Source organism: Spirillospora sp. NBC_01491, assembly GCF_036227065.1.
GTDB lineage: Bacteria > Actinomycetota > Actinomycetes > Streptosporangiales > Streptosporangiaceae > Spirillospora > Spirillospora xylanilytica.
Genome location: NZ_CP109432.1, coordinates 3,838,589 through 3,857,947, shown reverse-complemented (window position 1 = coordinate 3,857,947; position 19,359 = coordinate 3,838,589). Strand labels below are relative to the sequence as shown.

The 19,359-nt window shown below is 74.3% G+C and carries 17 protein-coding genes; 11 read left to right on the top strand and 6 right to left on the bottom strand.

Translation table 11 applies throughout. The features are described 5' to 3' along the window. Window positions 1-77: 77 nt before the first annotated feature. The 3 genes from OHA34_RS17955 to OHA34_RS17945 form a co-directional block, all read right to left on the bottom strand. The gene (locus tag OHA34_RS17955) at window positions 78-1,268 is read right to left on the bottom strand and encodes a lipid-transfer protein (protein WP_329522272.1); all 1,191 of its coding nucleotides are present in this window, start codon (window positions 1,266-1,268) and stop codon (window positions 78-80) included. Window positions 1,269-1,790: 522 nt separating this feature from the next. Continuing rightward, window positions 1,791-2,240, bottom strand: a complete 450-nt coding sequence (locus tag OHA34_RS17950; RefSeq protein ID WP_285942333.1) for a Zn-ribbon domain-containing OB-fold protein — start codon at window positions 2,238-2,240, stop codon at window positions 1,791-1,793. A 15-nt stretch (window positions 2,241-2,255) separates the two neighbouring features. Continuing rightward, complete coding sequence (locus tag OHA34_RS17945) at window positions 2,256-3,500, bottom strand: MFS transporter (RefSeq protein ID WP_329522271.1); 1,245 nt, start codon at window positions 3,498-3,500, stop codon at window positions 2,256-2,258. Window positions 3,501-3,580: 80 nt separating this feature from the next. Here OHA34_RS17945 and OHA34_RS17940 point away from each other — a divergent pair, with 80 nt between their 5' ends. The 5 genes from OHA34_RS17940 to OHA34_RS17920 all read left to right on the top strand — a co-directional run bounded on the left by OHA34_RS17940 (window position 3,581) and on the right by OHA34_RS17920 (window position 7,133). Continuing rightward, window positions 3,581-4,492 (top strand): LysR family transcriptional regulator, encoded by a 912-nt coding sequence (locus OHA34_RS17940; protein WP_329522270.1) that lies wholly within the window; start codon window positions 3,581-3,583, stop codon window positions 4,490-4,492. Window positions 4,493-4,598: 106 nt separating this feature from the next. Next, the gene (locus tag OHA34_RS17935; protein ID WP_329522269.1) at window positions 4,599-5,366 is read left to right on the top strand and encodes an SDR family oxidoreductase; all 768 of its coding nucleotides are present in this window, start codon (window positions 4,599-4,601) and stop codon (window positions 5,364-5,366) included. A gap of 12 nt (window positions 5,367-5,378) precedes the next feature. Then, window positions 5,379-6,338 carry an LLM class F420-dependent oxidoreductase gene (locus OHA34_RS17930; RefSeq protein WP_329522268.1) on the top strand — a complete coding sequence of 320 codons (960 nt, stop codon included), beginning with the start codon at window positions 5,379-5,381 and terminating at the stop codon, window positions 6,336-6,338. A 159-nt stretch (window positions 6,339-6,497) separates the two neighbouring features. Then, complete coding sequence (locus OHA34_RS17925) at window positions 6,498-6,788, top strand: Fe-S cluster assembly protein HesB (protein ID WP_285942328.1); 291 nt, start codon at window positions 6,498-6,500, stop codon at window positions 6,786-6,788. 153 nt (window positions 6,789-6,941) lie between these two features. After that, on the top strand, window positions 6,942-7,133 hold the full coding sequence (locus OHA34_RS17920; protein WP_285942327.1) for a hypothetical protein: 192 nt from the start codon (window positions 6,942-6,944) through the stop codon (window positions 7,131-7,133). Between the two features lie 18 nt (window positions 7,134-7,151). On the opposite strand, the gene OHA34_RS17915 is transcribed toward OHA34_RS17920, so the two are convergent. Then, window positions 7,152-8,258, bottom strand: a complete 1,107-nt coding sequence (locus OHA34_RS17915) for a hypothetical protein (protein ID WP_285942326.1) — start codon at window positions 8,256-8,258, stop codon at window positions 7,152-7,154. After that, window positions 8,255-9,328, bottom strand: a complete 1,074-nt coding sequence (locus OHA34_RS17910) for a phosphotransferase family protein (RefSeq protein WP_329522267.1) — start codon at window positions 9,326-9,328, stop codon at window positions 8,255-8,257. Before OHA34_RS17910 ends, OHA34_RS17915 begins: the two co-directional genes overlap by 4 nt. A 118-nt stretch (window positions 9,329-9,446) precedes the next feature. On the opposite strand from OHA34_RS17910, the gene OHA34_RS17905 reads away from it, so the two are divergent. From OHA34_RS17905 to OHA34_RS17880, 6 genes are all read left to right on the top strand, one after another. Then, the gene (locus OHA34_RS17905; RefSeq protein WP_285942324.1) at window positions 9,447-10,088 is read left to right on the top strand and encodes an MBL fold metallo-hydrolase; all 642 of its coding nucleotides are present in this window, start codon (window positions 9,447-9,449) and stop codon (window positions 10,086-10,088) included. Further along, window positions 10,085-10,771: an HAD family hydrolase gene (locus OHA34_RS17900; RefSeq protein ID WP_285942323.1), complete on the top strand. Its 687-nt coding sequence runs from the start codon at window positions 10,085-10,087 to the stop codon at window positions 10,769-10,771. The genes OHA34_RS17905 and OHA34_RS17900 overlap by 4 nt, the downstream gene beginning before the upstream one ends. A gap of 178 nt (window positions 10,772-10,949) precedes the next feature. Then, window positions 10,950-11,153 carry a PspC domain-containing protein gene (locus OHA34_RS17895; RefSeq protein ID WP_285942322.1) on the top strand — a complete coding sequence of 68 codons (204 nt, stop codon included), beginning with the start codon at window positions 10,950-10,952 and terminating at the stop codon, window positions 11,151-11,153. 92 nt (window positions 11,154-11,245) lie between these two features. Then, entirely contained in the window at window positions 11,246-14,761 is a 3,516-nt protein-coding gene (locus OHA34_RS17890; RefSeq protein ID WP_329522266.1) for a hypothetical protein, read from the top strand. 71 nt (window positions 14,762-14,832) lie between these two features. After that, the gene (locus OHA34_RS17885) at window positions 14,833-15,225 is read left to right on the top strand and encodes a hypothetical protein (protein WP_285942320.1); all 393 of its coding nucleotides are present in this window, start codon (window positions 14,833-14,835) and stop codon (window positions 15,223-15,225) included. 70 nt (window positions 15,226-15,295) lie between these two features. Further along, complete coding sequence (locus OHA34_RS17880) at window positions 15,296-15,892, top strand: hypothetical protein (protein ID WP_285942319.1); 597 nt, start codon at window positions 15,296-15,298, stop codon at window positions 15,890-15,892. A gap of 30 nt (window positions 15,893-15,922) precedes the next feature. Here OHA34_RS17880 and lysX read toward each other — a convergent pair whose 3' ends face one another. Next, the gene (gene lysX / locus OHA34_RS17875; protein WP_329522265.1) at window positions 15,923-19,210 is read right to left on the bottom strand and encodes a bifunctional lysylphosphatidylglycerol synthetase/lysine--tRNA ligase LysX; all 3,288 of its coding nucleotides are present in this window, start codon (window positions 19,208-19,210) and stop codon (window positions 15,923-15,925) included. Window positions 19,211-19,359 lie beyond the last annotated feature (149 nt).

Sequence of the window (19,359 nt, the reverse complement as noted above, 5' to 3'; positions counted from 1 at the left end):
GTATTCGGTGCGTCGCCCGGTCCGCCTGACCGCGGGGAGCCCACTGAGCGTGGGGCCGCTTCTGCCCGCCGCCTCCGTCAGCGGACGGCCACGACGGCGGAGCCGTGGCCGAACAGGCCCTGGTTGACCGCGATGCCCGCGCGGGCGCCGTCCACCTGGCGGCCCTCGGCCTGCCCGCGGAGCTGCCAGGTCAGCTCGCAGACCTGCGCGATCGCCTGGGCCGGGATCGCCTCGCCGAACGAGGCCAGCCCGCCGGACGGGTTGACCGGCACCCGGCCGCCCAGCGCGGTCGCGCCCGACCGCAGCAGCTCCTCCGCGCCGCCCGGCGCGCACAGGCCGATGTCCTCGTACCAGTCGAGCTCCAGGGCGGTGGACAGGTCGTAGACCTCGGCCAGGGACAGCTCGTCCGGCCCGATCCCCGCCTCCTCGTACGCGGCGTGCGTCATCGCCGCCCGGAACGGGCGCTCGGGCTCGGGCGCCGTCATCGCCGAGTCGGTGGCGAAGTCGGGCAGGTCCAGCACGGTCTTGGGGAACGTCGGAGTGACGGTGGACAGCGCCGGGATGCGCACCGGGCTCGCGATCCCGTGCCGGCGCGCGTAGTCCATGGACGTCAGCACCAGCGCCGCGCCGCCGTCGCTGGTCGCGCAGATGTCCAGCAGCCGCAGCGGGTCGGCGACCACCGCCGACGCGCGGACGTCCTCCAGTGTCACCTCTTTGCGGTAGCGGGCGTTGGGGTTGGCGAGCCCGTGCCGCGCGTTCTTCACCTTGACGGCGGCGAAGTCGTCCAGCGTCGCGCCGTGCATCGCCATCCGGCGCCGCGCGTACAGCGCGAAGTAGATCGGGTTGGTCGCGCCGAGCAGCCGGAACCGCAGCCAGTCGGGATCGTCGGGACGGTCGCCGCCGACCGGCTTGAAGAACCCCTTCGGCGCGGCGTCGGCGCCCACGACCAGCGCCACGTCGCACAGGCCCGCCAGGATCTGCGCGCGGGCGGAGTTGATCGCCTGCGCGCCGGACGCGCAGGCGGCGTAGCTGCTCGACACCCGGGCGCCCGACCAGCCGAGCGCCTGCGCGAACGTCGCCCCCGCGATGAACCCCGGGTACCCGTTGCGGATGGTGTCGGCGCCCGCGACGTACTGCACGTCCGGCCAGGCCACGCCCGCGTCGGCGAGCGCCGCCCGCGCCGCCGCCAGCCCGTACTCGACGAAGTTGCGCCCCCACTTCCCCCACGGGTGCATCCCGGCGCCCAGCACGGCGATATCTGTGCTCATTTGCTCGCTCCGCTCGCTGCGGGCCGCCGCTTTCGCGCGACGGCTTCCCTCGTCACGTGCTCGCTCCTTCGTCGCTGCGCGCGTTCCTCAGTCCAGCCACCGCGCGGCGGCCCGCTGCTCATTTGCTCGCTCCGCTCGCTGCGGGCCGCCGCTTTCGCGCGACGGCTTCCCTCGTCACGTGCTCGCTCCTTCGTCGCTGCGCGCGTTCCTCAGTCCAGCCACCGCGCGGCGGCCCGCTGCTCATTTGCTCGCTCCGCTCGCTGCGGGCCGCCGCTTTCGCGCGACGGCTTCCCTCGTCACGTGCTCGCTCCTTCGTCGCTGCGCGCGTTCCTCAGTCCAGCCACCGCGCGGCGGCCCGCTGCTCATTTGCTCGCTCCGCTCGCTGCGGGCCGCCGCTTTCGCGCGACGGCTTCCCTCGTCACGTGCTCGCTCCTTCGTCGCTGCGCGCGTTCCTCAGTCCAGCCACCGCGCGGCGGCCCGCTGCTCATCGGCTCGCTCCGCTCGCTGCGGCTGCCCTCGTGCTCACTTGACCGGCCTCCACATCCACACCGTGTACTCGGCCTCGTCGTCCTCGTAGAGGACGCCCTCGGTGAGCTCGACCTCCATGCCGACGGCGAGGTCGTCGACGCCGACGCCGGGGACGACCTGGCCGAGGACGACCATGCGCTCGGCCTCCAGCTCGACGGCGGCGACCGTGTAGGGGCGGAACGGGTCGGGGGACATGTACGGGGGCGGGGGCTTGTAGCGGGAGTCGGTGTAGGACCAGACGCGCCCCCGGCCCGACAGGGCGTGCTCCTCCAGCTCGGAGCCGTCCTTCGGGCCGGTGCAGCCGGGGTTGCGGCACGCCAGCTCGTTGCGCGGGAAGTACGGGGTGCCGCAGGACGCGCAGCGGGTGCCGAGCAGCCGGACGGCCCCGTCGCCGCCGGTGAACCAGCCCTCGATAGCCGGGCGCCGTTCCTTGGTGGTGCTCACGCGGCCCTCCTCAGGTCACTTCCGGCGCACCTTACCAACCAAGCGACCGTTCAAGACAGGGGAGGTTCCGGCCATCCCGGCGGCGGCGACCAGGCCGACCGCGAGCAGGAGCAGGACGTAGAGGCCGGTGCCGGTCCACTGGCCGCGCTCGTACGCGACGCCCCCGGCCGTCCCGCCGATGCTGCTGCCCAGGTAGTAGGCGAACAGGTACAGCGCGGACGCCTGGGCGCGCGCGGACGAGGCGCGCAGGCCCACCCAGCCGCTGGCCACCGCGTGCGTGGCGAAGAACCCGACCGTGAAGACCAGCAGCCCGACGGCCACCAGCGGCAGCGCGTCGGGCAGCGTGAGCGCGAGCCCGGACGCGGCCAGCAGCAGCGCCCCCACCAGCACCCGGCGCCGTCCGGACCGGTCGGCCAGCACGCCGGCGCGGGCGGACGCGGCCGACCCCGCGATGTTCGTCACCGCGATCAGCCCGACCACCGCCTGCGGGAGGTGGAACGGCGCGTCCAGCAGCCGGTAGGTGAGGAAGTTGTAGACGGTCACGAACCCGGCCATCGCCACCAGTGCGATCAGGTAGAGGCGGCGCAGGCCCGGGTCGCGGAGGTGGGCGAGCAGCGTCCGGTACTCGACCCGGCCGGGGCGGAACCGGCGGGACGGCGGGAGCAGCGCCCAGAACAGCACGGTGAACCCCAGCGCGACCACCCCGGTCGCCGCGAGCGCCCAGCGCCAGCCCGCGACGTCGGTCACCAGGCCGGGGACCAGCCGGCCGAGGACGCCGCCGATGCCGGTCCCGGCCACGTACCGTCCCATCGCGCCGCCGAGCGACTCGGGGTGGACCTCCTCGGCGAGGTAGGCCATCGCGACCGCCGGGACGCCCGCCAGCGCCAGCCCCTGCACGGTGCGCGCGGCGGCCAGCAGCGCGAACGTCGTGCACAGCGGGATCAGCAGCCCGACGAGCGCGGAGGCCACCGAGGACACCAGCATCACCCGGGTCCGCCCGTACCGCTCCGACAGCGAGCTGACCGGGATGACCGCCACCGCCACCGCGCCGGTCGCCAGGGAGACCAGCAGGCTGGCCTCGGCCGGCGAGACGCCGAAGCCGCCGGACAGCTCCGGCAGCAGCGCCTGCGTGCAGTACAGCGACATGAACGTGGTGAGCCCGGCCGCGAACAGCGCGAGGTTGATGCGGCGCAGGCCCGGCGACCCGAGGCGGTGCGGTTCGGCCTCCTGGAGCGGGACCGGGACGACGGGGGCGGCCATGACGTCCAGGATTCAACCATCAGGAGTCATGCGTCCAATGAGACTTCGATCGGAAAACGATGCTCTGCCAGCATGAATGCATGGATCTCACCACGGTGCGCTGGTTCCTGGCCGTCGCCGACCTCGGGCATGTGACGAACGCCGCGGCGGAACTGCGGATCTCGCAGCCCGGTCTGTCGCGCGCGATCGCCCGGCTGGAGCGCGAGCTGGACGCGCCGCTGTTCGACCGCGCGGGCCGGGGCGTGGTGCTCAGCCGGTACGGGGAGGTGTTCGCCGAGCACGCCCGGCGGCTGGTGGCCGAGGAGGAGGCGGCGCGGCGGGCGCTCGTCCAGGCCGCCGACCCCGAGCGCGGCGAGGTGTCGCTGGCGTTCCTGCACACCCAGGGGCCCCTGTTCGTCCCCGACCTGATCCGGCGGTTCCGGGGCGAGCATCCCGGGGTGACGTTCCGGCTCATCCAGGACCGGGCCGAGCGGCTCGCGGCGGCGGTCCGGGAGGGCCGCGCCGACCTGGCCGTCACCAGTCCCGACCCGGACGACCCGGCGCTGGTGTGGCGACCGCTGGTCACCGAGCGGCTCCAGCTCGCGGTGCCCGCGGGCCACCGGCTGGCCGGACGGCGCCGGGCCAGGCTGGCGGACGTGGCGGACGAGCCGTTCGTGGCGTTCCGGCGCGGCGCCGGGCTGCGCACGATCTTCGAGGAGCTGTCCGAGCGGGCCGGCGTCCGGCCCCGGATCGCGTTCGAGGGGGAGGAGTCGTGGACGGTGCGGGGCCTGGTCGGGGCCGGGCTCGGCGTCGCGATCGTGGCCCCGCGGCCGGACGCCGCCGGGCTCGGCGCGCCCGAGGGCGGCCCGGAGTCGCCGCACGGGGTGCGCCACCTGGCGCTGGCCGACCCGGGGGCGGTCCGGACGATCGGGCTGGTGTGGGCGGCCGAGCGGACCCGGCCGCCGGCGGCGGAGGGCTTCCGGCGGTTCGTGCTGGCACCCGGGGCCAGCTAACTGACCCGTCAGTCACTTGGGTACAGTGACCGAGTCGGATTCGGCCGCGCCGGCCGCGCGGCCGGGCGCCGCCGGAGTACTCGGTGCTCAGCGAAGGAGAGTGCGCATGCGGACTGGACTGGAAGGGAAGACCGCGCTGATCACGGGCGCGTCCCGGGGCATCGGCAAGGCCATCGCGCTCGCGCTGGCCGCCGAGGGCGCCAACGTCGTGCTGTCCTCGCGCAAGCAGGACGCCCTCGACGCGGTGGCCGCGGAGATCCGGGCCGCGCACCCCGGCGTCGGCGTGCTGGCCAAGGCCGCGCACGTCGGCGACGCCGACCAGGCCGCGGCCTGCGTGGACGCCGCGGTGGCCGAGTTCGGCACGCTGGACGTGCTGGTCAACAACGCCGGCACCAGCCCGCACTTCGGCCCGATGACCGAGATCGAGCCCGCCGCCGCCGCCAAGACCGTCCAGGTCAACCAGTTCGCGGTCGTGCAGTGGACCCAGCTCGCCTGGAAGCGGTCGATGGAGCGGAACGGCGGCGCCGTCATCAACATCGCCTCCGTCGGCGGCATGGTCACCGAGCACGGCATCGGCTACTACAACGCGACCAAGGCCGCCGTCATCCACCTCACCCGCCAGTTCGCGATGGAGCTGGCGCCGAGCACCCGGGTCAACTGCATCGCGCCCGGCCTGGTCCGCACCGCGCTCGCCCGCGCACTGTGGGAGGAGAACGAGGAGCAGATCAACACGTACATGCCGCTCGGCCGCCTCGGGGAACCCGAGGACATCGCCAACGCCGCGGTGTTCCTCGCGGGCGACGCCGCGTCCTGGATGACCGGCCAGACCATGGTCGTGGACGGCGGCTCCATCATCCGGCCCTCGATCGCCTGAGGAGGCGAGCACATGTCTCGCTGGGGACTGACCATTCCGCTGGCCGGGCTGCCCCTGGCCGGGCACCGGGAGATCGTCGAGAGCCTGCCCGGCCTCGGCTACACCGACGCCTGGTCGGCGGAGACCAACGGCACCGACGCCTTCACCCCGCTGGCGCTGGCCTCGCAGTGGGCGCCGGAGCTGCGCCTCGGCCCGGCGATCGTGCCGGTCTACACGCGCGGACCGGCGCTGCTGGCGCAGCAGGCCGCGACGCTCGCCGACCTGGCCCCGGGCCGGTTCGTGCTCGGCATCGGCACCTCGTCCGACACGATCGTGGAGCGCTGGAACGGCATCCCGTTCGAGGAGCCCTACAAGCGGACCCGCGACACGCTCCGCTTCCTGCGCAGGGCGCTCGCGGGGGAGAAGGTCAAGGAGGAGTACGAGACCTTCGCCGTCAAGGGCTTCAAGCTGGAGTCGGCCCCGGCGACGCCGCCGCCGATCGTGCTCGCGGCGCTGCGTCCCGGGATGCTGCGGCTGGCCGCCCGCGAGGCCGACGGCGCGATCACCAACTGGCTGGCGCCCAAGGACGTCGCGACGGTCCGCGGCGAGCTCGGCGACGGCCCCGAGCTGGTCGCCCGGCTGTTCGTCTGCCCGACCGGCGACGCCGAGGAGGCCCGCGCGATCGGCCGCTGGATGATCGCCGCGTACATGAACGTGCCCGTCTACCAGAAGTTCCACCAGTGGCTCGGCCGCGGCGAGGCGCTCGGGCCGATGAACGAGGCGTGGGCCGCGGGCGACCGCAAGAAGGCCCTGGAGGTCATCCCGGACGAGGTCGTGGACGACCTCATCGTGCACGGCACCCCCGACGCGTGCCGGGCCCGGATCCGCGAGTACGTGGCCGCAGGGCTCACCACGCCGGTGCTCGCGATCGTCCCCGGCGGTGGTCTCTCGCATGCCGAGGCGGTACGCGCCCTGGCCCCCGACGCGGGCTGACCGCCGGGCCCGGCATCGCCCTGACCAGCGGCGATGCCGGGCCCCCTCGGGCCGTTCCGGCCCGAGGGGGCGGCGCGGCGCCGATGTTTACCCCCGTTCTGAACGGGGAGGGTGGGGCAGATCCCGTATCCGCAACACCCGAGACGTGAGGAGCTGATCATGCTGACGCTGACCAGCGGTGCCGTCCAGGTCATACGTACCGTGACCGCCAACCCCGAACTGCCGCCCGAGACGGGCATCCGGATCGAGTCGGGCCTCGACGGCTCCGACGCGCTGCGGCTGTCGGTCGCGCCGGCGCCGGAGGCGGGCGATCAGGTCGTCGAGGAGGAGGGCGCCAGGGTCTACATGGAGCCCGTCGTCGCGACGATGCTCGACGGCAAGACCCTCGACGCGCAGGTGGACCCGCAGGGCGATGTGGCCTTCACGATCGCCGAGGGGACCGAGACCTGACCACCGCCCGCTCTCGCTCCGTCCGGTCGCGCCTGGTCATGCTCCCCGCTCGATCAGGAGTGCCCGGACGGTGGCGGCCCGGGGCCGCCGGTCCGGCCGGACCGGCGCCCCGGTGCGTTCCCCGGCCGCGGACGGTCTGCCAGACTGGCCGCCGTGACGTCAGCGCGTGAGGATCCCGCGGAGCCGTCGCGGGAGGAGCTGGACCGGCAGGTGCGCGATCACTACGGAACCTGGCGCGACCAGCCGCGCGGCCTCGCCTGCGCGGTGGTGGCCGGTTTTCTGGTGCTCACCACCGTCGCGCTGGTCGTCGCGATCGTGCTGGCGGTGCTCGCCGCGTCCCGCTAGGCCCGGACGGTCCGCGCGTCACTCCGGGATGGACGGGTGGGGGCCGAGGGCCCAGTACTCGAAGAGGCCGTATCCGGTCGCGGCACCCGTCGGCGCCGCGCCGTCCAGGTATTCGTAGCGGGCCACCGCGTCGACCATGCCCCACATGCGGGCGGCGTCCTCGTCCTTGCGGGTGTCGTAGGAGACGCCCTGCACCTTCAGGTCGGGGCCCTGGTACATGCCGTGCTTCCAGTCGGGCTCCAGCCCGTACCCGGTGCCGACCATCATGTGGACGGGCAGGATCGGGGTGGCGCGCAGTTCGAAGGGCGCCCCACCCGGCGGCGCGAACGCGAGCACGGCGTGGACGACATCGCGGGTGCCGGCGGCGTAGACGGGGCGGTACTCGGGGCGGCCGAGGTACTCGGGTTCGCGCGACTCGTCCGCCCACACCCGGGTGGCCTCCTCCAGCACCCGGCGGCCCTTCTCGTCCTCCTGGACGATGCACAGGACGGAGTGGTCCTCGAACTGGATCGGCGCGTACATCCAGTAGAACGTCCCGGCGTTCTTGACCTGGATGCCGGGCGGCTCGGGCTCGCCGACCGGGCGGACGCCCCAGGAGCGGTCCCGCGAGCCCCACCAGTGATCGGGGGTGACCTCGATCCGCTCGCCGTCCACGGTGATCGAGCCGGTCCAGCGGCCGGTCTGCGCGACACGGCGCGAGTCGAACACGACGCGCTCCTGCCAGCGCAGGTAGTGGGCGGGTTCGAGCTGGGCGGGGATCGCGCCCTCCCAGGCGAGGTCGAAGGACAGGCCGTTGCCGGTGTCCTCCAGTGTGACGCGCAGCCGCCGGAGGCCCTCGACGACCTCGACGCGGAACGGGCCGACCGCGGTGTCCATCCGGTCGGCGCCCAGTTCGCGCGAGGCCCGGACGACCTTGTGCAGCGGGCCGCGGCGGACCACCGCGAACGCGTCCATCACGCCGAGGTTCGGGTACTGGCCGATCCCGATGATCAGCATCAGGTCGTCCGAGCAGGGGTGCGCGTTGAAGTAGTAGCGGTCGTAGAAGTTGCGGTCGGAGGTGGTGACGTGCCGCATGACCTCCGGCGCCTGGTGGATCGGGTAGTCGTCCAGCGGTGACAGGGTCATGCGGGTCCTCCGGGCAGGATGCGGGCGAGCAGGCGGGTGCAGTTGTTGTCGTGGGGGAAGGCGTCGCCGGCCCCGATCCAGCCGAAGTCGATCATCGCCTGGCCGATCCGGGCCATGATGACCGCGAACTTGAAGCCGGAGAGCACCTGGTAGTAGGCCATGTGGCGGACCGGGCGGCCGAGTAGCCCCTCGTAGCGGGCGACCGTCTCGTCCGGCGTCGGGAAGCCGTCCAGCCGGGGCACGCCGATCCCCTCGGAGTGGTGGCGATCCAGGAACAGGAACCAGGCCAGGTCCTCCTCGGGCGCGCCGAGCGCCGCGGTCTCCCAGTCGAGCACCGCGGCGGGCGCGCCCCGCTGGAAGACGACGTTGCCGATGCGGGCGTCGCCCCACAGCGCGACGGGCGGGCCGGGCTCGTCCGGACGGTTCGCCTTCAGCCAGGCGAGCGCGTCCAGCGCGGTCTCCTGCGGACCGTCGTAGGCCCAGTGCAGGTAGTGCTCGTAGTAGCCGAGCCGCTGCTCCAGGCCGGTCGCGCCCCACTCGGGCTGATCGAGGAAGCCGAGGCCGAGGGCGTCCACGTCCAGCCGGTGCAGCTCGGCGATGACCTCCAGGGTGGACCACCACATTGCGGCCCGCTCGTCCGGCGCGACCTCGGTGACCCAGCCGCCCATGTGGTAGGGCGGCATGTCGGTCGGGACGCGGCCGTCGACCCGTCCCATCACGAAGAACGGGGCGCCGAGCGGTTCGGCGGACGGCTCGTACCAGCGGATCGGCGGGACCGGGATGCCGGTCCGCTCGTCCAGGACGCGCATCAGGCGGTACTGCTCGGTGAACCGCGCCTCGGGGAAGATCTGGTAGTGCGCGGGCGCGACCCTGGCGACGAACGGCTCGCGCCGCGCCGCCCCGGTCGCCGGGTCGGTCCACGCGGCGTCGAACATCAGGGTCTCGTTGGAGAAGCCACTGGTCTCGGGGGTTTCCAGCAGGGGGATCCGGACGCCGGGCAGGTGCCGGTCCAGCCAGCGGGCCAGGCTGCGCCGGGTGAGCTCGGGGTCGCGTTGATCGGGAACGGGCATCGCCGCCTCCAGAACACAAAGTGAAACGTGTTCTATCAACGCGGCGGGGACCGGTCAATGCATCCGGGCGGCGGGGGCGCCGCCCGGGGCGGCCCCGGCGGCGTGGAAAACTCGGAGCATGCGTCTCACCAAATTCGGACACGCCTGCGTACGGCTCCAGAAGGACGACCGGACCATCGTCATCGACCCGGGTTCGTTCAGCGAGGCCGGCGCCGCGCTCGACGGCGCCGACGCCGTCCTGATCACCCACGAGCACTTCGACCACTTCGACGCCGACGGGCTCCGCGCCGCCATGGCCGCCGATCCGCGGCTGGAGGTGTGGACCTCCCGCGTCGTCGCGGCGAACCTCGCCGACCTCGGCGGGCGCGTCCACCAGGTCGGGCACGGCGACGCCGTCACCGTCGCCGGCTTCGACGTGCACGTGTACGGCGAGGACCACGAGATCCTGCATCCCGACGTGCCGCCGATCCCCAACACCGGGTTCCTGGTCGACGGCGAGGTCTTCCACCCCGGCGACGCGCTGACCGTCCCGGACGAGCCCGTCCCGACGCTGTGCCTGCCCGGCAACGCGCCGTGGCTGAAGGTGCCCGAGATGTTCAGCTACACGCGGGCCGTGCGGCCGGAGCGCGCGTTCGTCATCCACGACGGCCTGCTCAACGACATCGGGCTCACCGTCATGGAGAACGCCGTCGGCGCCGCGGGCAAGGAGCTCGGCAAGGAGTTCCGCCGCATCAAGCCCGGCGAGTCGGTCGATCTGTGACCGTGTCCTCGCTCCCCGCACCGGCCCCGATCCAGGCCGTCTTCTTCGACATCGGCGAGACCCTCGTCAACGAGGGCGAGATCTACGGCCGCTGGGCCGACTGGCTCGGCGTGCCGAGGCACACCTTCCTCGCCAAGCTGGGCGCGGTCCTCGCCACCGGCGGCACCCACATGGACCTGTTCGAGTACTTCCGGCCGGGATTCGACCTGGAGGCCGAGCAGCGCCGCCGGGCGGAGGCCGGGGTGCCGAACGGCTTCGGTCCCGGCGACCTCTACCCCGACGCCCGCGCCTGCCTGGCCGCGCTGCGGGCCCAGGGGCTGTTCGTGGGGGTGGCCGGCAACCAGCCGGTCGAGGCCGCCGCGCAGTTCGCCGCGCTCGGGCTGGAGGCCGACGTGGTCGGCATCTCCGACGTGTGGGGGATCGAGAAGCCGTCCCGCGAGTTCTTCGAGCGGTGCGCGCGGCTCGCCGGCGCGCCGCCGGGCCGCGTCCTGTACGTGGGCGACCGCATCGACAACGACGTCCGCCCCGCGCTCGACCACGGGATGCGGGCGGCGTTCCTGCGGCGCGGCCCTTGGGGGCACATCCAGCGCGACGACGGGACCCTGAGCGAGGCCCTCTTCGTGCTCGACGACCTGGCCGGCCTCCCCGGTCTCGTCGCCGGCCTCAACGCCCCCGTCCCCTAGGGACGGCTCGCGGGCTCCGGGGATCCCCGGCCCTTAGGGGGCATCCCCTAGCCCGCTGGTATGGCGTCCGAACAGGTCGTCCGGCCGATGTGGCGGGCGGCGCGCGGTTCGTAGCGTGGGTGGTGCGGCCACGGCTTCGCGGTCGCACTCCGCTCCACACGAATCGGGGAGAAACGACATGAACGGCCTCTACCGCCCGCGTCACGGTCGGATCATCGGAGGGGTCTGCGCCGGGCTCGCGCTCCGGTTCGGCCTCACCCCCTGGACCGTCCGCCTGCTCGCGCTGCTCTCCTGCCTGCTGCCCGGACCGCAGTTCGTGGTCTACCTGGTGCTCTGGGTGATGCTGCCGAACGAGGGCGACCAGCGGGCGCGGGCGCACTGACCCCGCAAGATCATTGGTTGCCCTTGGTCCGGGCCCGCCCAGGGTGTTAGATCGGGGCACAGCGTTTCCCAGAGGGCAGGGAAGGAGCCGCTGTGCCTGAGAAGGGCCCGGCGCCCGGCCGTGCCGGCACCGACGTCGCCGGCGAGCCCGCCACCGACGTCGCCGCCGCGTCGGAGCTGCTCGGGTTCCTGCGCGACCTCGCCGCCGCCCGGCGGCGGCCGGTGGGCGACCTCGCCGCCTACGAGCAGGTGCACTGGCTCGCCGAGCTGCCCGGCGACGTCTACGTCGAGACCGACGCGGGACCCGGCGACGTGCTGTTCAGCGTCCCGGTCATCCCGCTGGCGCCGCCCGCCGTGCTGGAGGAGTTCGACGGCTGGCTCGGACTGCGGCACTGGTACCGGACGCTCCGCGACGTCGCCGGCCGGTCCGCCGCGCAGGGCGACGAGGTCCTGCTGGCCACCGGCCTGCTCACCTGGCAGCCCGCCGCCGGGCCCGCCGTCCGCGACCACCTGCTCGCCACGCCCGTGCGGATCGCGGTGGACGAGCGCACCGAGCGGATCGACGTTGTCCTCGCCGGGGACACCTCGCTGCGCGACCGCGAGCTGCTCGGCGGCGTCCCCGGGTTCCGGCCCGGCCGCACCGCGTGGATGCGCGACGCGGTGCGGTCCGGTCAGGGGTTCGGGCTGCACGCCTCCGTCGGCGACGTCCTCCACGAGTGGGCCGCCATCGCCTTCCCCGGCGGCGTCGCCTTCCACGAGGACTGGGCCCCCGACCCCGCCGGGACGTCCGTCGTCGACGCGTCGCCTGAGTCCGAGCTCGGCGCGGCGCCCCTTCCGCGGCTCGGGCCGGCGCCCGCGCTGGTCGTCCGCCGGCCGGGCCGCGCCAACGTCGCCGACTACTGCGCCGGGCTCATCGACCGGCTGGCCGCGCCCGGCGCGACGGTGCCCGGCGGCCTCGCCCGGTTCCTCTCGCCGGGGACGCGCACGCCGCTGCTGCACGTCCAGGAGTGCACCCCGCGCACCGTGCCCGGCCTCCTCACCGGCCTGCTCGTCCGCGGTCAGCGGGTGCTGGTCGCCACGTCCGACACCGAGGCCGCCGCCGAACTGCGCGCGGCGCTGCCCGCCGAGATCGCGGCGCTGACCGCGACCGCGACCGGCTCGGCGGCTCCGGCTCCGGCCCCGGCCTCCGGCCGGCCCGGCTCGGGGGCCGAGGTGGCCGCCGCGCTGCTGTCCCGCGCCGCCGCGCACGACGCCGAGAGCCACGGCCGCCAGGTCGCGGGCCTCGCCGAACGCGAGGAGGCCGCCCGGCGGGAGGTCGCGGGCCTGCGCGAACGCCTCGACCGGGCCGGGACGCAGGAGCCGGCCGAGGACGTGGCGGAGGTCGAGGAGCGCGAGCCGCCCAGCGCCGAGCCGCCCGGGGACGGGCCGCCCGGCTCCGACGCGGCCTCCGACGCGGCCTCCGTCCGATGGCTGCCGCCCAGGCCGGGGCTGCCCGACGACCCGCCCGTCTCCGCGCCGGAGGCCGCCGACCTCGTCCGGCTCCTGGCCGAGGAGACGCCCGAACGCAAGCTCCGCACGACCCAGCGCGACGTCGACCCCGGCTCCCTGCCGAGCGGCGGATACGTCCGCACCCTGATCGAGGCCGAGACCGCCGCCGCCGAGCGCGCCGAACGCGCCGAGACCGAGCTGTCCAGGCGGCTGCGCGACTGCGACCTGACCCTGCTCGCCCGGCTCGACGGCTGCGCGTCCACCGTGAACGCCGCCCTCCGCGACCTCGGGCTGGACGGCCATCCGGGCGGCTGGAAGCTCTCCGACCTCGCCGCCCGCGCCTTCGCCGACGCGCTGGCCCGGCGCCGCCCGCTGGTCTGGGCGCGGGTCGCCGAGATGACCTCCCAGGCCGAGTGGGCGGGCCGCGCGCTGGAGGGCATCAGCGGACGCCACGTCGGACTTCCGCCCGGCGACCTGCACTTCCGCAAGCTGGCCGGAGCCGCGCAGGACCTGCGCGACTACCTGAGCGACGGCGGCAGCCTCAAGCGCGGCCCGCTGCGCTCCACCGCGCAGCGCCAGGCCGAGCCGCTCCTGTCCGCCGTCACCGTCGACGGCGAGTCGCCCACCACCCCCGAGCTGCTCGACGTCGTCTTCGCCGACCTGATGGTGCGGATGGTCTGCCAGGAGCTCCAGCACGTGTGGGAGGCGGCGGGGGTGTCGTTCCCCGCCGACGTGCCGCTCGCCGACCGGGTCGCCCGCTTCGCCCGCGCCCACGCGCGCCTCGCCCGCATCCGCGAGGCGCTCCCCGCGCTGGACGAGACGATCGAGCTGCTCGACCGGTCGGGCCTCGGCGTCCCGCTGACCCACCCGTTGCAGTGGCACGGGTACGTCGTCGGCCTGGAGAGCGTGCTCCTCGCGCTCGGCGTCGCCCGGGCCGCCGCCGACCTGAACGCCCTGCGCGACTCGATCGTCGCGCAGGGGGACGACCCGCCCGAGCTGCCCGCCGCCATCGCCGCGATCGACGCCCGCGATCCCGCCGGGTACGGCCGGTGCCTCGACGCCCTGGCGGACGCCCGGCGCGAGCGGGATGACCAGTACCGCTGCGAGGCGCTCCTCGACCGGATCCGCGCCGTCCACCCCGACCTGGCCTACCTGCTGGTCGCCACCGACGGCGACGAGGTGTGGCCGGGCCGCATGGAACGCTGGGACGAGGCGTGGGCCTGGGCCCGCGCCGAAGGCCGCCGGGCCGCGGACCGCCGCACCCCGGACCACCGCTCCGGAGCCGGAGCCGGGGCCGGGGCCGGGGCGGCGCCCGCCGCGGCCCTTCTGCGCGCGGGGCTGGCCGAGGCCGAGACCCGGCTCCGCGACATCGGCACCGAGCTGTCGGCGGCTCGCGCCTGGGGCGCCTGCCTGGCCCGCCTGACCCCCGGCGGCGCGTCCCCGCACGACGCCGTCCCCGCCTGGATCGTCCCGCTGTGGCGGATCCCCGACGTGCTGCCGCCGCGTCCCGGATCGTTCGACGTCGTCATCGTCGACGGCGAGCACGGCGCCGGAGCCGAGGCCCTCTTCGTGCTCTGGCTGGCGCCCCGCGTCATCCTCGCCGGAGCCCCGGGCCCGGAGCTGCCGGCGCCCGGCGGGACGGCCCCCGCCCCCCTTCCCGGACCCCTGCGCGATGTGGCGACCGCCACGTCGACCCTCTTCGAGACCCTCCTGACCCGTTTCGTGGCCCCGCCGCCGGCGGGGTCACCCGTCCGAGAGCCAGAGCCGGAGCCCGTCGTGTCTGAGCCCATGCCGCCCGTCGTCCCGGAGCCCCTGCGCGCCCCAGCGCAAGCACCCCCGCAACCGCAGGCCCCGCCGCCCGCCGCACCCCCCGCGCCGCCCGCGCGGCCGTCCGCCCCGCACGTCTTCGCGGTGAGCCGGGGACGGTCGATCGTCGCCTACAAGCGTCCCGAGCTGGTGGAGCTGGTGGGGCGGATCGCCGCGAAGGAGCCGGACCTCACCGACGAGCAGATCATCGGGCTCGCGCGGCGGATGCTGGGCTGCCCGGAGAGCGAGGAACTGCTGGTGGGCGCGCGGCTCCGCTACGCGGTGGACGCGTTCCGGGAGGGCCACTCCGAGTAGGTCGCGGCGGGCCGCGGCCGTGATCGGAGAATTCGGTGGTGTGTGTCGTACCCGGACGGCACAATCCCGGCATGGCGATTGACGAGCTGGTCGAGGTATGGCGGACGATCATCAAGGGTGCGGGCAAGTCCTGGGTGCTGTTCGAGAACGGCACCTGCGTGATCCTGATGGAGCCGGAGGCCGACCTGACCGCGCAGGCGATCGGGATCATGCGCGAGTTCGGGCCGGTGGCGGGCGGCACGCCGTCCGGTGACTTCGGCACCATCGACCTCGACGCCGCCCCGGGCTGGGCGGTGTGGGGCCACCACCCGGACGTGCTCACCTACGTGGCGCCGGACGAGGTCGACGTCGACGGCGAGGCCGGCGTCGACGACCTGCGCATCGGGCTGTTCGGCCGAAGCAAGCGCGGCCAGGACGGCGACGAGCTCAAGGTCGTGCACGTTGAGGACAAGCGTCCCGCCTGAGGGGCGTCCTCGACGGGACGATTCCCTGTACCCCGGGCCCGCGTCGCGGGCGTTCTGTACAAAGGAGCATGTGACCGGTTGGGACGAGGAGGCGCTGGCGGTGCTCCGCGCCGCCGCGTCCGCCGGTGACGGCCGCGCGGGGCTCGAGGTGCTGCGCGGCCGTTCGCTCGTCCCGGTGCTCCAGCACGCGGGCGACGTGCTGGTCGCGGCGCTCGCGCAGGGGGCGCCCGGCGCCGGGCCGCACGCGAGCGCGTGCCTCGCCGAGCTCGACGGCCGCGGCCTCCCCGGTGACGCCGAGCTGGCCGCCGAGCTCGCGGCGGCGCTGTACGACCCGCGTCCGCGCCCGGACCTCGCCGATGTCCCCGTCGATCCGGGCGCGCTGGCGGCGGCGCTGGAGGACGCGCCCGCGGGCGGCGGCGCCCACGTGCTCGACCTGCTGCGCGGCGACGTCCTCGAAGCAGGCGAACTCGACGGCGAGCCCGCGTTCGACGCCGGGGACGCCGCGTACGACCCGGGCCGCTGGCTGGTGGTCCCGCCGCGCCCGACCACCGGCGCCGGGTTTCCCGGCGAGGCGGACGGGACGTTCGCCCGGGAGGAGCGGCGGCGCGGCCGGGCCCGGCGCTGGCTCGCCGAGCACGGCGGCCGTCCGGTGCCCCGCACGCTCTGACCCGCTCGCACCGGCGCACCGGCGCGGCGTTCAGGACCCCGGGCGGACGAGCGGGAACGGGATGGTCTCCCTGATCGAGCGGCCGGTGAGGGTGATCAGCAGCCGGTCGACGCCCATGCCCATGCCGCCCGCCGGGGGCATGGCGTACTCCAGCGCGCGGAGGAAGTCCTCGTCGAGCTCCATCGCCTCGGGGTCGCCGCCGGCGGCCTGGAGCGACTGCTCGGTGAGCCGCCTCCGCTGGAGGATGGGGTCGATCAGCTCGGAGTAGGCGGTGCCGAGTTCCATTCCGAAGACGATCAGGTCCCACTTCTCGGCGAGCCGGTCGTCCGCGCGGTGCGGGCGGGTGAGCGGGGAGGTCTCGGCCGGGTAGTCGCGGACGAAGGTGGGGGCCTTGAGCCCGGACTCGACCAGCGCCTCGAACAGCTCCTGGACGAGGCGGCCCTGGCCCCACTCGGGCGCGACGTTCAGCCCGGCCCGCTCGCAGAGCGTCCGGACGGTCTTGAGCGGGCTGTCGGGGGTGACTTCGGTGCCGAGGGCCTCCGACACCGACCCGTAGACGGTGATCTCCCGCCAGGGCTCGGCCAGGTCGTACTCCACGCCGTCGCGGACCAGGACCGTGGTGCCGAGCGCGGCCCGCGCCGCGTCGATCACCAGGTCGCGGGTGAGCACGGCCATGGTGTCGTAGTCGCCGTACGGTTCGTAGGCCTCCAGCATGGTGAACTCGGGGTTGTGCTTCTGCGAGACGCCCTCGTTGCGGAAGTTGCGGTTCAGCTCGAAGACCTTGCCGACCCCGCCGACCAGCAGCCGCTTGAGGTACAGCTCGGGCGCGATCCGCAGGTAGAGCTGCATGTTGTAGGCGTTGATCCGGGTGGTGAACGGGCGCGCCGTGGCGCCGCCGTGGATCGGCTGGAGCATCGGCGTCTCGACCTCCAGGTAGCCGCGCTCGCGCAGCCCGTCGCGGACGGCGGCGACCGCGTCGCCGCGCATCCGCAGCATCCGCCGGGAGTCGTCGTTGACGATGAAGTCGACGTAGCGCTGGCGGACCCTGGCCTCGGGGTCGGCCAGCCCGGACCGCTTGTCGGGCAGCGGGCGCAGGCACTTGGCGGTGAGCTTCCAGGTCGCGGCCAGCACCGACAGCTCGCCGCGCCTGGAGGTGACCACCTCGCCGGTCACCCCGACCTGGTCGCCGAGGTCGATCATCGACTTCCAGGCGTCCAGCGAGGCGTCGCCGAGCGCGTCCGCGGTCAGCATCACCTGGAGGTCGGCGGTCTCGTCGCGCAGCGTCACGAAGACGAGCCGGCCGTGCTGGCGGGCCAGCACCACCCGGCCCGCGATGGCGACGGTGACGCCGGTGCCGGAGCCCGGCGCGAGGTCCGGGAAGCGCGCGCGGATGTCGGCGGCGTAGTCCTCGCGCGCGAAGCCGAGGGGGTAGGGATCCATGCCGGCGGCGCGGATCCGCTCCAGCTTGTCGTGCCGGACCCGCTCCTGCTCCGACAGCCGCCGGTGCGGGGTGCGGGCCGCGTCGGCGGCCTCCTCGATCTCCTTGATCCGCTCGGTGAGCTGCATGGACGGCGCCATGTTGGCGGCCCGGTCGAGCTTGGGCCGGTTGAGGCTCGGCACGAACCCCTCGGCGCGGGCGTAGGCGAGCCCGAGGCGCACCAGGTCGCGGCTCTGCGTGTAGCAGATGAACCGGGGCCGCCACTCGGGGAGGTACTTGGCGTTGGACAGGTACAGCGATTCGAGCTGCCAGAACCTCGACGCGAACGACAGCAGCCGGTAGTAGAGCCGGGCGACCGGCCCGGCGCCGATCTGCGAGCCGCGCTCGAACGCCGAGCGCAGCATCGCGAAGTTGAGCGAGAGCTGCTGGGCGCCGACGGCGGCGGCCTTCTCGGCGAGCTTGGCGACCATGAACTCGTTCAGCCCGTTCTCGGCCGCGCGGTCGCGCCGCATCAGGTCGAGCGACAGCCCGTTGCGCCCCCACGGGACGAAGCTCAGCAGCCCGCGCAGCTCGCCCTCGGCGTCGAACGCCTCGACCATCACGCAGCGCCCGTCGGTCGGGTCGCCGAGCCGGCCGAGCGCCATCGAGAAGCCGCGCTCGGTCTGCTCGCCGCGCCAGGCGTCGGCGCTGCGGATCAGCTTGGCCATCTCCCAGGACGGGATCTGCGAGTGCCGCCGGATCCGGACCGTGTAGCCGGCCCGTTCGACCCGCCGCACCGCCTGCCTGACCTGCCGCATCTCGCGGCCGTCCAGGCTGAAGTCGGTGAGGTCGATGATCGCTTCGTCGCCGAGTTCCAGCGCGTCGAACCCGTGCCGCCGGTAGATGTGCGCGGCGCGCTCGCCGACGCTGACCGCGCCGGGGATCCACGCGTGCGCCTGGCACTCGCCGAGCCACGCCTCGATCGCCTGGTCCCACGACTCGGGGTCGCCGAGCGGGTCGCCGCTGGCGAGCGAGACAGAACCCTCGACCCGGTAGGCGATGGCGGCCTTACCGTTCGGTGCGACGATGACGTCCTTGTCGCGGCGCAGCGCGAAGTAGCCGAGCGAGTCCTGGTCGCCGTACTCGGCCAGCAGCGCGCGCGCCGCCAGCTCCTCCTCCGGGCTGAGCACCGGGTCGCGGCGGCCGGGCTTGAACAGCGCCCAGAACGTGGCGACGAGCAGGCCGGTGCCGAGCACCCACAGGATGCCGTCGACCCAGAGCGGGACGCTGACGTCGATCGGCTTGCCGGTGACGCGCGGCCCGAGGATGGTCTGCGCGGCGGCGTAGGCGGGATGGGTCCAGAAGCCGCCGCGCGGGTCGCGGTCGGTGGCGGCGATGGTGAACGTGCCGATCACGCTGGTCACGATCAGCGTGCCGGTGAACACCAGCGCGGCCAGCCGCCGGTTGGCCCGGTCGGGCAGCGTGGTGAACTCCCCCCGGGCGGCGGTCAGCAGGCCCAGCCCGGCGATGAAGACGGCCGCGGTGACCAGGTAGCCGATCGGGGTGGGCTCGCTCGGGTCCAGCAGCGAGGCCAGTGCCTTCACCGAGGACGCCGCGGCGCGCAGCGTGAAGATGAGCACCATCATCCGCCAGGCGGCCTTCTTGCGCCGCCGCACGCCCATCGACAGCAGGATCCACACCAGCCCGATCGGCACGCTCGGCACCCAGTCGAGGTAGCCGAACCAGCGGAGCGCCCAGAAGTCGGCGATCTCAACGATGAGACCATAGGCGAGCCAGGACAGCAGTGAGAGAATGCCGGCGAGGCGGGTGTACCAGAAGAAGATGGTCGGGGCTGCCTGGATCAGGCGGCGCCACTCGACCAACAGGGCGTTCTCCGCCATGGTTCCCCCGTCGCCGCGCTGTGGTGCTCTCTTAGTTGTACCGGGTGTCACGTCCATGTCGCTTCCGTCACGGCCCTGCCGGTCCGGTGGCCGACGAGGGCGCGTCACCGGACGTCGTACGGGTAGAGGGATGTGGCTTGCAGGCTGGG

Coding starts and splice junctions, on each gene's coding strand:
- OHA34_RS17955 (WP_329522272.1), bottom strand. CDS start 1,268: ATGAGCACAGATATCGCCGTGCTGGGCGCCGGGATGCACCCGTGGGGG.
- OHA34_RS17945 (WP_329522271.1), bottom strand. CDS start 3,500: ATGGCCGCCCCCGTCGTCCCGGTCCCGCTCCAGGAGGCCGAACCGCAC.
- OHA34_RS17940 (WP_329522270.1), top strand. CDS start 3,581: ATGGATCTCACCACGGTGCGCTGGTTCCTGGCCGTCGCCGACCTCGGG.
- OHA34_RS17935 (WP_329522269.1), top strand. CDS start 4,599: ATGCGGACTGGACTGGAAGGGAAGACCGCGCTGATCACGGGCGCGTCC.
- OHA34_RS17930 (WP_329522268.1), top strand. CDS start 5,379: ATGTCTCGCTGGGGACTGACCATTCCGCTGGCCGGGCTGCCCCTGGCC.
- OHA34_RS17925 (WP_285942328.1), top strand. CDS start 6,498: ATGCTGACGCTGACCAGCGGTGCCGTCCAGGTCATACGTACCGTGACC.
- OHA34_RS17915 (WP_285942326.1), bottom strand. CDS start 8,258: ATGACCCTGTCACCGCTGGACGACTACCCGATCCACCAGGCGCCGGAG.
- OHA34_RS17910 (WP_329522267.1), bottom strand. CDS start 9,328: ATGCCCGTTCCCGATCAACGCGACCCCGAGCTCACCCGGCGCAGCCTG.
- OHA34_RS17905 (WP_285942324.1), top strand. CDS start 9,447: ATGCGTCTCACCAAATTCGGACACGCCTGCGTACGGCTCCAGAAGGAC.
- OHA34_RS17895 (WP_285942322.1), top strand. CDS start 10,950: ATGAACGGCCTCTACCGCCCGCGTCACGGTCGGATCATCGGAGGGGTC.
- OHA34_RS17885 (WP_285942320.1), top strand. CDS start 14,833: ATGGCGATTGACGAGCTGGTCGAGGTATGGCGGACGATCATCAAGGGT.
- lysX (WP_329522265.1), bottom strand. CDS start 19,210: ATGGCGGAGAACGCCCTGTTGGTCGAGTGGCGCCGCCTGATCCAGGCA.